The organism is Neisseria sp. Dent CA1/247 (genome assembly GCF_022870825.1).
Lineage (GTDB): Bacteria > Pseudomonadota > Gammaproteobacteria > Burkholderiales > Neisseriaceae > Neisseria > Neisseria zoodegmatis.
In genome coordinates this window covers 458288-470732 of the sequence record NZ_CP091522.1, presented here as the reverse complement: position 1 = coordinate 470732, position 12445 = coordinate 458288, and the positions used below count along the sequence as shown (strand labels likewise).

Genomic DNA, 12445 nt, shown 5'->3' with positions numbered 1-12445 from the left:
CCTTATTCGACTTGTTCCGGCACTTCGGCTGTGGTTTCTACTTGCTGGAGCGGTTGCTCTCCTTCCAGCTTGGCGAGACGGGCTTCCAAGTCGGCCAGTTTGGTGCGGGTTTTAATCAGCACTTGCTGCTGGATGTCGAACTCTTCACGCGTTACCAAATCCATGCGGTTAAACGCGCTGCCCAACAGGGCTTTAACGTTTTTCTCAACGTCTTTGGCGGGGCTATTGGCGATGGTTTCGCTCAATTTGGCAGACACTTCTTCAAACAGTTTTTTGCCGATCATTTTGCTGCTCCTTAATGTATGGGGTTTATAGGCATTGTATAGTGAATCAGGCCGTCTGAAAACTGCTTCGGACAGCGTTTCAGACGGCCTGTGATGGTTATGCGGGTATAGGCGGGTTAATGAGCGTCTTGACTCAAATCCACTTCTTTCAGCGGCACTTTGCGGGTTTTATAACGCAGCTTGTGGTAGAAGTAAAAACCCAAAAATACCGGCAAACCCATGTAGGTAATGATGAGGCGGTCCCAATCCAAACTGCCTTTCAAAACGAGTTCCGTATCTTGACCGATAATCACCAGCACACACAAAGCGAGTGCGAGCAAGGGGCCGAAGGGGAACCATTTGGCTCGATATACCAAGGCGTCCAGATCTTTACCTTGTGCAATGTAGGCACGGCGGAAACGGTAGTGGCTCACGGCAATGCCCAACCAAGCGATAAAGCCGGTTAAGCCTGAAGCGGCAAGAATATATTGGTAGGTTTTGTCGCTGGTGAGCTGCAATAAAAACACGGCCAGCACAACGGCACCGGTTGCCAACAGCGACAATACCGGCACGCCGCTGACATTGGTTCTGGCGAAGGCTTTATAAGCCAAACCGTCTTTAGCCATGGCGTACAGCATGCGCGTAGAGGCATACATGCCTGAGTTGCCCGCCGACAGAATCGAAGTCAGGATGACGGCATTCATCACGGCGGCGGCAAACGCTAGGCCTGCACGCTCGAATACAAGCGTGAACGGCGATTTGGCGATTTCGTTCACATCCGCGCCCAACAGCTGCGGGCTGGTATAAGGAATCAGCAGGCCGATAACCAAAATAGCCAAAATGTAAAAAATCAGAATACGCCAAAACACTTGTTTCACGGCTTTGGGAATGCTCTCTTCCGGATTTTCGGATTCGCCCGCAGTAATACCGATCAACTCGGTTCCTTGGAACGAAAAGCCTGCAATCAGGAACACGCCGAGCATGGTCAGGAATTGGCCGGCCACGCCGTCGCCTAAGAACGGTGCATCGCCTACGGTCATATTGCTCAAGCCGACAAACTCTCCGCCGAGGATGCCGAGAATGGTAAGCAGACCAACGGCCAGAAACACGATAACGGTTACGACTTTAATCAGGGCAAACCAATACTCCGATTCGCCGTAAGCGCGCACGGAAAGGGTGTTCAGCAGGAAAATCACGATAAAAAACAGCAAGCTCCACGCCCACGGCTCCATGAAGCGCATCGGCTCCCAATAAGTAATTACCACCGCTGCAATCACCACGTCGGCGGCGACGGTAATCACCCAGTTAAACCAATAGTTCCAGCCGAGCGCGAAACCCAGCGACGGATCGACAAAGCGGGTGGCGTAGGTGCTGAACGAGCCGGAAGTGGGCAGATAAGTGGCCATTTCTCCCAGCGAGGTCATCAAAAAATACACCATCAAGCCGATAGCGGCGTAAGCGATGAGCGCACCGCCCGGCCCGGCGGAGCTGATGGCGGTACCGCTGGCCATGAACAATCCCGTACCGATGCAGCCTCCAATGGCAATCATCGATAAATGCCGCGTTTTCAGACGGCGTTTTACCTGAGTATTGTGTTGAGTGTCTGACATAATGTTAATCCGGTTTATAAAGCCGCAATAAAGAGTAAAAAAACGGTAAAAATCGCATCATACAGAAAAACCGTTTTTCCGTGTGCGGATTGTTGGCATTCTGTTTGGAATTTGCACCGGTTTCTTGAAAAGCTTGTGCGTATTGCCGTCAACTCCGGCGGCGGTTTTCAGACGGCCTCTTACACTTTCACGGCCAAACTCACGGTAAAGATGCCGTCTTCGTCAATCCATTGGTGGATTTTCGTAAAGCCCGCCTGCTCCACCAATTGATCCATTTCCTGCTGGCTGCGGCGGCGCATCACCCAGTTGGGGCTGCCTTCTTTGTGGCTGGTCAGCGCGCGGGCAATCATTTCGAGCTGCGGATGCCACGGCTGGCCGGTGTAGATGAGGTAGCCGCCGTATTCGAGTGCGTCGCAGAAGCCTTTGAGCGAGCGCATGATTAAGTCGTTGTCGGAAAACAGTTCGTGCAGGCCGGAGACGATGCCGAGCGTGGGGCGTGGGTTGAGATTTTGGTAGTTGGCACGGTCGTAGGCGTTCGCTTCTTCAAAAGTAACGATGTCTTGTAGCTTTCGTTCGGCAATCAGTTTGCGCCCTGCTTCCACGTTGACGGGGCTGTAATCGCGCAGGCGCACGCCGTCGGGCAGGCTTTCGGCGGTGAGTGCGTCGAGCACATAACGCCCGTGGCCGGAAGCGATGTCGAGCACATGCACGGGTTTGCCGTGTTCGCGCAGTTCGGCAAAGGCCGTCTGAATGGCTTTGCCGATGTTTTCTTTGCGTTGGCGGATGCCGCGCCAGCCGATGGCGTTGAGATAATATTTATCGACTGCTTCGCCGAATTTGTTGGTGCCCTGCGGTTGGTTGCGGTACACATAATCGAGGGTGCTGCCGGAATCGAAACCGGTTTCTTTGCCGATTTTCAAGCCTTCGCTCCAGTTTGCGCCGAGGCCGATCAGCCGGCGTTGCGCCGCCCAGTATGCGCCGCGCGGGGTGAACGGCGACAGCGGCGTGGCCAGTTCGTCGGCTTCGCGGCGGCTGTCGCTGTGGATATGGGCGCGGGTAACGTCGACGGTTTGCAACGGTTCGCCGAAACGCTCGCGGATAAAGCGGCGCATTTCGACAAACGCGAGTTCGCGCTTTTCTTCGCCGAGGGTGTCGTGATAAAAGCCGCTGAAAATGTGGCGTTCTTTAATGTGGCTGCCGAGGCGGTTGTAGAAATCGTGCTGCGGTTTGTGATGCACCACCCAATCGCTGCCGGACACCAACAACTGTATCGGCGTGGTGATGGCTTGGGCATCGGCCACCACGCGCTCGGCGGCATCGTACAAACCCAACAGGATACGCACGGAAATGGCGCGGGCGATCAGCGGATCGTTGTCGTAGCCGGTTTGGCGTTCTTTGTTGTGGGTCAGGTAGTGTGATTTAACGTAGCTGTTCACAAAGAAATTGCCGCGCCATTTCTGCATCAGTTTCAAGCCGGTGCGGGCAAACGGCACATACAGTTTCACTTTGAACGCGGGCGAGGCTAACACGGCGCAGCGGATTTTCGGGGCGTAGTCGTGCAGCCATGCCGACACCAGCACGGCACCGACGCTTTGGGCGATAACGGCGATGTTTTCCGGTTTAATGCCGTATTCGCGCCCGATGTGCTGCACGAAATCCTGAATGTCGGCCACCGACGTGCCCAAGCTGGGGCTGTCGCCGCGCTCGCCGGGGCTGTGGCCGTGGCCGCGTGCGTCCCAAGCGAAATAGGCGAAATCGTCGAAGCCGAGTTCGTCGGCCACAAACATCATGCGGCCGGAGTGCTCGTGCCCGCGGTGGAACAAGATGATGGCTTTATCGTTGCTGCCGTCCGGTGCGGGGCGGTAGCGATAGAAAAGTTTGGTGCCGTCGGCGGTAGCAAATGTTTTTTGTTGTTCTTGCATGATGTTTCCTTGCTTGAGGGAATAAGTTTTTCAGACGGCCTCTTATCTCCCCGAGGCCGTCTGAACACAATTCAAGAAGCCTGAATGCGCTTGTCTGGGCGGGCAAACAGGTAAACCGCCAGCGCTGTTAACGCGCCCAGCGTATCGGCCAGCATGTCTTTCTGCGCGTCCCAAATATCGCCTTGCGAACCGAGAAACTCGATGCCCGCGCTGCCGCCTTCGATAACGGCATACTGCCACTCGATGATTTCATAAGCCGCCGCCACGCCCATGATAAAAAACAGCGAAAAGAAAAACGCCAGCTTCATGCTGCACATGCGGCGGCGCATCAGCCATTCGGCCATCGGGAAAGCGTAGAAGCCGATGATGTAATGCCCCACGCGGTCGAAATGGTTGCGCCCCTCGCCCAGCAGCGGCGCGAGCATGCGGTTGGCCCAGTCAAACGGCACATCGGCAAACGTATAATGCGCGCCGACGGTGTGCATCAGCAGCCAAAAGCTCATCAACAGATAAGCCAGATTGCTGAAACGGAACTTGTGAAACGTAAACACCAAGCCCAAAAAAACGGCCACAATCGGCAGGATCTCCGCCCACCACACGGCGCGGTTGACGGGATTGATGCCCGACCAAATGATCACGATAAACAACACAAAAGCGAGCAGCAGAGGAAAAAAACGGCGGCGTTGAGACATAACATCCCTTTATCAAATCATCACTGTCGCAAATAAACTTTATTCCCGCTGCGGCGTTACTGCCTTGCATCGGAAATAAGTTTATTTGCCATATCAAGCAAACATCTTTTCAGACGGCCTCTTGCAAGCCGTTGCGGATACGCCGCACGCAGGTGTAAACCAGCAATGCAGCCAACAGCCACATACCCCATTCCAACCATTGCGGCAGGCCGTCTGAAAGCGCATACCACAAACCCAAAGCGCCGAACACAAATGCGCGGTCGCTTTTGCCCACCGGCCCGTCGTAACGGCGGCCGTTGCCATGCACCTGACCGAGCACGCCGCACAATTCGCTCATTGCCGCCAGCCAGATAAACAAGCCGATCTGCACACCGCCAAACGGAGCGATAAATGCAAACGGCAGATACAGCGCGGCATCGGCGGCCACATCGGTAACTTCGTTCAGATAACCGCCCAATTTCGACTGCTGGTCGAACTCTCGCGCCAGCATGCCATCGACCGCATTCAAAGCCATGCGTACAAACAGCCACACCGGCAACAGCCAAAACCATGCCGGCGTATCGGCAAAAATACTCAGCCACACGCCGAGCGCAATCGAAACCGCACAGGCAAACAGCGTTACCTGATTGGCGGTAACACCCCGCGCATACAGGCGGCGCACCAGCGGGCGCAACAGATTTTGAAATTTGGGTTTGAGGGCGTAGATGCTCATAGAAAAATGAAGAGGTTAAGAGTTAAGAGGCCGTCTGAAAACGCGGATTATAGTTTATCGAACAGGTAAAAAATGCCCCGCACGATAATCGGCGGTGAAATCTGCGCAACGGATTGTCATATCAGATTTTGCGGTGTGCGGGCAAGGTTATGCGCTCATTGTTTACTCCGTTTTTTAAAAATCCGAAATTTAACCGTCTGATCGCCAAGAAAAAACACCCGCACGATACTTATCGTTTGGGTGTTTGGATACTGCAATGAAATCGTATTTAGTCGAGCTGCGTGACCGCTACCGGCAGATTGCGTACCGCTGCCAGCGTAGCAGAATGCGCTTCCTGCTGTTTGCGGAATTCGGCCATATTGGTCGGCGTCAGCTTCGGCGTCGGCAAGGCGATGGCGGTCGGGTTCATGTGCTGGCCGTTCTTGCGCACTTCATAGTGCAAGTGCGGGCCGGTAGAGCGTCCGGTGCTGCCCACATATCCGATCACTTCGCCAGCTTTCACTTTACCCTCAGCCGGAGAGAAAGCACTCATATGCGCATACAGAGTTTCGATGCCGTTGCTGTGCGTCAGCACCACCGTATTACCGTAACCGCCTTTCCAGCCTTTGAAAGTCAGCGTACCGTCGGCAGTCGCGCGGATAGGCGTACCCGTGGCGGCAGCATAGTCGATACCGGTGTGCATCTTAACCGTGTGCAATACAGGGTGAACGCGCATACCGTAAGGCGAAGAAATCCGCGTGTATTCAACCGGTTTCACATTGAAACCATCGGTTGAGTGCAACGCTTTACCGTGTTGGTCGTAGTAGCTGCCGCTTTCCTCGTCGCCCTTGCCTTGGCTGTAATAATAAGCCTGATAGGTTTTGCCGTCTTTAACCACTTCGGCGGCCAAAATATCGCCCGTAGCCATTTCCTGACCGCGGAAATACATGCTGTTGTAAAGCAGACGGATGGAATCGCCTTCGCCCAACTCTTCAACATTAACCACATCAGTGAAAATCTCGCTCAACGATTCGCGGATTTCCACCGGCACACCGGCCTGAGCCAACGCACCGCGCGCCGAAGTACGCACTTGTACCGAACGCAGGGTAGGCATGGTTTCCATATCAATGGCGGAAGTGGAAGTGTCCCATTTACCGTTCACTTTCTCAATCGCCACCAAATCGCGGAAACCGTTGTCGTCATCGTTGAAGAACTGCACATCGGTTACATCACCCGAGGCATCAAAGCGCACGTTAACCGACTGCCCCGCGCGAAGTTGGATCAAGTCACGGTCAATCGAGCTGTGCACCAGCACTTGGCGGATGTTCTCTTCCGACACGCCGATACGAAACAATACATCGGTGAGCGAATCGCCCGGCTGTACCGCTTCCTGCGCCCAATAGCTGCCGTTTACGATACCGCTTTCCACATAAACGGGCGGCAACTCTTCCATCACGCGCTCGGCGCGGTAAAGGTCTTTCTCAGGCTGCGGCTCGTTAACCGCATAAGCGGCCACCATGCCTGAAACAGGCAGCAACACGCCCAAAATCGACCAGCGGACAGGTTTGTTTTGCCAAAAACGTCCCGCAGCAGCCACGGCAGGCAGCGCAGGTAAGGCGGAAATGGCTGCCCGTATCGGTTTAACGGCCGATTTAAACACCGCCGCTTTTCCTTTCGCCCGCGCACTTGCAGGCACGGCAGCAGGTGCCGTTACAACCGTTTCAGGATTAAAGGCAGGCTTGTGTTGCGTGCTAACCGCAGCAGCAACCTGTACGGCAGGCGCTTCGGTTTTTTCAATAGCTTTAACTTCAGCTTCAACAGCAGCTTCTACAACCGTTTCAGACGGCCGCTCAACTGCTTCTTCCACCGCCACTTTTGCTGCGGCAGTTTCTGATGCTTCAACTTCAATCTCAACCGGTTGTTCGGCCGTCTGAATCGCAATAGGCGCGGTTTCCGGTTCAGCTTGTTTTACCTGTTGTACTACAGGTTCGATTACCGGTTCGTTAGCCACAGGTTCTGCGGCTTTGGCCACCGGTATTTCTACGGTCTTTTCTTGCGGCATGAAGGCGGAAGGTTTGACGTTCATTGCCGGTTTGAAACCGGTTGCCAATGATTTTACTGCTGCAACTTTGGCTCTTGCCACAATGTGGGTCACAGGCGCGGAAGGTTCGGCAATCTCTTGCACTTCTTCGGCTTCAACCGCTACCGGCGCTTCAACCTGCTCGGCTGCCGCGGCAACTGGTTTTGCTGCATCAAAATGGATCAGCTCCGGTCTAACCACCACAGGCTCTACCGGCACGGACTTCACCTCCAACGGAGTGGTCATCATCGGTTCGGCACACAGTACCGCAGCATCTGCGGCAATGTATTCGGTTTCGGTATGTACGATGCTGTTGTCAGCGGTGTGTGCTTCGCTTTCCGCGGTAACAACCGGCAAACTGCCGTCGTTATTTTGGGCGGGCGCCTTTAAAAAATTACTCAAGGGCTTTTTCATATCAGGCCTCTTAAATGCTTATCTAGTTATGCGGATAAATCCGGCTTTATATTGCTATTACTTTGATTTTCACAAGTATTTTATGCACTTCTTTTCATATTGAAGTTTACCATAAAAGCACCTTCCCTGCTTTAAGCGGGTGTTTTGCTGCGTGAAAAATATGCGTAATAGCGTAAAATATGTGCGGTTTTATTGCCTACACATATTACTCCCATGTACTTAACCTTAGCCCTACCCGCTTTAAATTTCAACAGTTCGGAACAGATTCCGACACTCTGTTTGCCCTCTCTCAATAAAATGCTGCGTTTCGGTCGTTATATTGCAACACCGTCGAGGCCGTCTGAATTTTACGGCCGTTTACTGTGGAACGGCAGCCTGCTCGAGCAAGCCAAGCGGCATTTACACATAGCCCGCGAACAAGCGGCGGTGTTTGCCAGCCCCGTATGGCAACAGATGGGCATGCACCATATGGACATGCTCGGCGGCACGGATATTCAGGTTCAAGCGCAAGAAGCCGCCGAATTGTGCGACGGCTTGAATGCTTTTTTGGAAGACGACGGCTGGCGTTTTTATACTCTGCGCCCCGACTTGTGGCTGGTTACGCTGCCCTCTCCCCCGCTGTGGCAGGCGGAACCGGTGTTGGACGTGCTCGGCCAAATAGACGGTACGGTACGCGCAGAAGGTGCAGGCAGCGGCGCTTGGCTTCAAAAGCAAACCGAAATTCAAATGTGGCTGCACACCCATCCGATCAACGCGGCGCGTGTTGCCGCCAAAACACCGGCCATCAACGGAGTATGGCTGTGGCAAGACATCGAAGGCCGCCAAACCAACCCGCCCTTACTGGCTTGCGACAGCCTGTGGGCGCAGTTTTATCCGGGCAAAACCGTAGATGCACCCTACGACTTCGCGGCTTGGGAAAGCATGAGACAGGAAATCGGCTCTATGGTTTCAGACGGCCTGATATTTTTAGACGACTTGCTGGTTACGCGCCACACCGCCGACGTGTGGGCTTATAAAGAAATACTGGAAAAATGGGAGCACTGCTGGTTTGAGCCGCTGTGGCAGGCTTTGCAAGAAGGCCGTCTGAAAGAATTAAACATCATCACCGACGGCGAGCATGGAGGCCGTCTGAACATCAAATCCAAAGCAGGACGGGCGTTTTGGAAAAGGAAAAAAACATTTGCCGGACAGCTCAAATAGCCTGATGAGGCCGTCTGAAAAAAGCCGGCACCTCCAACCCAATAAACAAGCGGCCCGCAGGCCGCTGTTTGATTTTGCCTTACGGCTGTGGGGGGGTGATTGGTTTTGCACCAAAAGGGAAAAAGAGAAAACGGCGGAAAAATCTTAAAACACAAGGGTTTTGGCCGTTTTGGTTATGAAAACCGAGAAAAAATCTTTTGCTCAAAAATATTCAGAATCTGAACAGCTTTTGCACAAAATTGATGAAAAAATGAAGTTGTTTAAACTATTTTTAATCAGGCTTTAAAAGCCTTTCAATTTATGGTTCTCCCGAACCATTCCACCCTGCCTATGATTGCCACGTCTTGCTGTTCGTGGTTAAGGTTTATTTCAAAGGGTTCGTATTCGGGATTTGCTGATTTAACCAGTAATCTGCCGGGCAAGGCTTGAACCCTTTTTACAATCAAATCGTTGTTTACCCTTAAAACATACAAGCCGTCGCGCGGGTTGGTGTCGGCGTGGTTTACCAGTATGTTGTCGCCGTGGTTGAGCACGCCTTCCATCGAATCGCCTTTTACTGTGATCACCGATAGCTTTTCAATTTGGGTAGTAACGTAATTCTCTATCCAATACCGCCTGAAAGCCATACAAAACAAGGGGTTTTCGGTGTCTATCGGAAACCCGTTGCCTGCCGAGGCGTTGATATCGTATCTGGGTATAAATACAAATTCTTCTAAGTTTACAGGGTTTCCAAGCGTGTCTAGCACGATAGGATTGTCAGGTTCTTTGGTTGGCGTCTTGCTTACGCCTGCCCGCTCTTTTTCATAAGGCTCTCCTTTGCCTGTCAGTAACCAATTTAGATTACAGCCTGTTGATTCTTGAATTTTGATAAGAGTTTCTGTGTTCGGTAGACCATCGTTATACCAAATACGGCTGAATCCGGGTGTGCTCATTCCTATGTCGCGAGCAATTATTGTTGGCTTGGGGTTATCTCTCCATAGGTAAATTAATCTGTCTTTAAAACTATCCATACCGTCCTTTCTTATGCAGTTGCATAGACTTTTTGTTTTATGCAACTTCTTATGCAACTAATTATATTCAGTTGCATAAATATTTATGCAAATAAAACAAAAGCATATTAAGAATAGTGCCTTTTTACCCATTATTTCTTTATGCAACCGCTTTATATGTATTTGGTTGCATATTATTATTCGTTTCACTTAGTAACAATTCTAAGCGAAACAACTTAGCAAAAGGATAATTAAATGGTTAATCGAATAGATAATGCAAACGGGGATTGGCATCGTGCCGAAATTGTTGCCGCCGTCAAAAAACGGGGAAAAACAATCTCTCAATTATCGGTGGATGCTGGCCTTAGCAAGCATACGCTCAAAAGTGCGCTGCAATTCCACTATCCTAAAGGAGAGCGAATCATCGCGGATTTTTTGGGCTTGAAGCCTGAACAAATATGGCCAACCCGATATGCGAACAAAAGTTTAACTGCTTAGCAATTAATATGCAAATGCTAAGAGATAAAGGGCATTTATATGATTGTGAACAGTATGCAAGCTAGTGTGATTGCGGAAATTCTGGGGAAATCACGACAAGCAATTGAGAAAAGCGCCAAACGGGATGGATGGCCGTTTGAAGAAATAGCCGGTCAAGCCCGTGGCGGAAAACTTAAAAAGTATTTGATAAACGGCCTGCCGGTGGAAATTCAGACGGCCATTAAGCAAAAACAGGCGGCGGAATTGTTGGCATCGGCGCAACCGGCGCAGCTGCCGAGCGTGGTTAAAAAGGCGAATACGCCGGCGCGGCGCAAGCTGGAGCAGCTGGGGTTGCCGATTAACGAATATGCCGACGATCTGACCGACAAACAACGCGACTGCGCTCATGCGCGGATGGCAATTGTGGCCGAAGTGCTGAAAATGCACGAGGTGGCGGGGCTGAAAATTACCGAGGCGGTGGTTTATGTGGCGCAACAGATAGAACAAGGGCTTTTGCCCGAGCCGCTGGCGGGTTTTGTGTCGGTGGCCAATGCACGGGCGAACAGCAAACGGGGTATCAGCGTGCGCACTTTGAAAGAATGGGTGTCGTTATACCGAGGTGCGGGCAGCCCGACGGAGCGGTTGGCGGCGTTGGCTCCGAACAAGACTAAGAAAACGCGGTCGCTACATGAAATCGCATGGCTGGAGGATTGGCTTGCGGTGTGGTGCAACCCGAACAAGTGGCCTGTGCCGATGGCTTATAAGGCGTTTGCTACGGCCTATATTGCCAAACACGGTGTGGATGCCTGCCCGAGTATCAGCCAAGTGGAATATGTGCAAGGCCAGCTGCCGGAAGTGATTAAGCAGCGCGGCAGAATGACGGGCAGCGCGTATAAATCGCTGATGCCTTATGTGAAGCGCGACTGGCTGATGTTTAATCCGAACGATATTTGGGTGGGCGACGGCCACGGCTTTAAGGCTAAGGTGGCGCACCCCGACCACGGGCAGCCGTTTCAGCCGGAGATTACGGTGATTATCGATGCGGCGACGCGGTATGTGGTGGGCTGGAGCGTGAGTTTGAGCGAATCGACGATTGCCCATGCTGATGCGCTGCGCCATGCGATGACTTACCACGAGCCTGCGCTGATGTATTACACGGATAACGGTGCGGGGCCTACGGGCAAGATGCTGGATGCGGATATTACGGGTATTTTGCCGCGCTACGGCATTGAGCATGCAACGGGTTTGCCGGGCAACCCGCAAGGCCGCGGCATTATCGAGCGGTTTTGGGAAACGGTAACGATTCCGCTGGCGAAAACCTATGAAACTTATGTGGGCAAAGATGCCGACAGCAGCGTGAAAACGCTGACTATCCGTAAATTGAACAGCGCGATGAATGCGGAGCGGCAAGGCAAGGAATTGAGCACGGAGCAGCAGCGATACCGGCGCAAGATGCCGAGCTGGCGGCAGTTTTTGGCGGATTTAGACGCTGCCATCCGCGATTACAATCTGAACCACGAGCATGCGGAGCTGGCGAGAGCCAGCGGCGGAGAATACTGCACACCTGCCGATTACCGCGCTTACCGTTTGGCGGCGTTGGACAAAACGGAGCAACCGTTAACGGATGTGGAGCTGGATTATATGTTTCGCCCGGAAAAAATCTGCACGGTACGCCGCGGCACGGTACAGCTGCACAACAATGTGTATGCGGGCAGCGTGCTGACGATGCACCACGGAGAAAAGGTGCGGGTGGGCTACGACTGGCACGATGCTTCGCAAGTGATCGTGAAAACGATGGGCGGCGGGATTATCGGCAAAGTGAAGCTGGACGGCCATGTGAAACCGGGCATGCCTGTAAACCGCATCGAACAGCTGCGCGAGAAGCGGGTAAAAGACGCGGTGAAACGGCAAGAGGAAAAGATTGCGATTGCGAAAGCGGAGCTTACACCCGCCATCGAAAACGCCCCCGATTTCGGCAGCCTGATGTTTGGCAACGGCGCAGTTATCGAGGGCAGCTATGAAGTAGTCACACCGGAACAACCGCTCAAAGAAGTGAAGAAATACAGCATGTTTGAGAGCGATTTGGAAGATTGATTTAAAACACATT

At 52.6% G+C, this 12445-nt stretch carries 10 protein-coding genes; 3 read left to right on the top strand and 7 right to left on the bottom strand.

Annotated features, from left to right (window positions below; all coding sequences use genetic code 11):
• Nucleotides 1-2: 2 nt before the first annotated feature.
• The 6 genes from LVJ85_RS02345 to LVJ85_RS02320 all read right to left on the bottom strand — a co-directional run bounded on the left by LVJ85_RS02345 (nucleotide 3) and on the right by LVJ85_RS02320 (nucleotide 6784).
• A complete protein-coding gene (locus LVJ85_RS02345) occupies nucleotides 3-284 on the bottom strand; it encodes an accessory factor UbiK family protein (protein WP_085363537.1) in 282 nt (93 codons plus the stop codon).
• A gap of 116 nt (nucleotides 285-400) precedes the next feature.
• Nucleotides 401-1813, bottom strand: a complete 1413-nt coding sequence (locus tag LVJ85_RS02340) for an amino acid permease (protein WP_244742957.1) — start codon at nucleotides 1811-1813, stop codon at nucleotides 401-403.
• A gap of 239 nt (nucleotides 1814-2052) precedes the next feature.
• Nucleotides 2053-3795: a bifunctional alpha/beta hydrolase/class I SAM-dependent methyltransferase gene (locus tag LVJ85_RS02335; RefSeq protein WP_244741135.1), complete on the bottom strand. Its 1743-nt coding sequence runs from the start codon at nucleotides 3793-3795 to the stop codon at nucleotides 2053-2055.
• 71 nt (nucleotides 3796-3866) lie between these two features.
• Nucleotides 3867-4487 (bottom strand): DUF2238 domain-containing protein, encoded by a 621-nt coding sequence (locus tag LVJ85_RS02330; RefSeq protein WP_244741133.1) that lies wholly within the window; start codon nucleotides 4485-4487, stop codon nucleotides 3867-3869.
• 109 nt (nucleotides 4488-4596) lie between these two features.
• Nucleotides 4597-5199: a CDP-alcohol phosphatidyltransferase family protein gene (locus LVJ85_RS02325; RefSeq protein ID WP_244741130.1), complete on the bottom strand. Its 603-nt coding sequence runs from the start codon at nucleotides 5197-5199 to the stop codon at nucleotides 4597-4599.
• 268 nt (nucleotides 5200-5467) lie between these two features.
• The gene (locus LVJ85_RS02320; RefSeq protein WP_244742953.1) at nucleotides 5468-6784 is read right to left on the bottom strand and encodes a M23 family metallopeptidase; all 1317 of its coding nucleotides are present in this window, start codon (nucleotides 6782-6784) and stop codon (nucleotides 5468-5470) included.
• Nucleotides 6785-7885: 1101 nt separating this feature from the next.
• Here LVJ85_RS02320 and LVJ85_RS02315 point away from each other — a divergent pair.
• A complete protein-coding gene (locus tag LVJ85_RS02315; RefSeq protein ID WP_244741128.1) occupies nucleotides 7886-8872 on the top strand; it encodes a hypothetical protein in 987 nt (328 codons plus the stop codon).
• A 293-nt stretch (nucleotides 8873-9165) separates the two neighbouring features.
• Here the strand turns inward: LVJ85_RS02315 and LVJ85_RS02310 are convergent, their stop codons facing one another.
• Nucleotides 9166-9882, bottom strand: a complete 717-nt coding sequence (locus LVJ85_RS02310) for a helix-turn-helix transcriptional regulator (RefSeq protein ID WP_244741126.1) — start codon at nucleotides 9880-9882, stop codon at nucleotides 9166-9168.
• 234 nt (nucleotides 9883-10116) lie between these two features.
• On the opposite strand from LVJ85_RS02310, the gene LVJ85_RS02305 reads away from it, so the two are divergent.
• Nucleotides 10117-10359 carry a helix-turn-helix transcriptional regulator gene (locus LVJ85_RS02305; RefSeq protein ID WP_244741123.1) on the top strand — a complete coding sequence of 81 codons (243 nt, stop codon included), beginning with the start codon at nucleotides 10117-10119 and terminating at the stop codon, nucleotides 10357-10359.
• 39 nt (nucleotides 10360-10398) lie between these two features.
• Nucleotides 10399-12432, top strand: coding sequence for a Mu transposase C-terminal domain-containing protein (locus LVJ85_RS02300; RefSeq protein ID WP_244741121.1), 2034 nt, complete (start codon nucleotides 10399-10401; stop codon nucleotides 12430-12432).
• Nucleotides 12433-12445 lie beyond the last annotated feature (13 nt).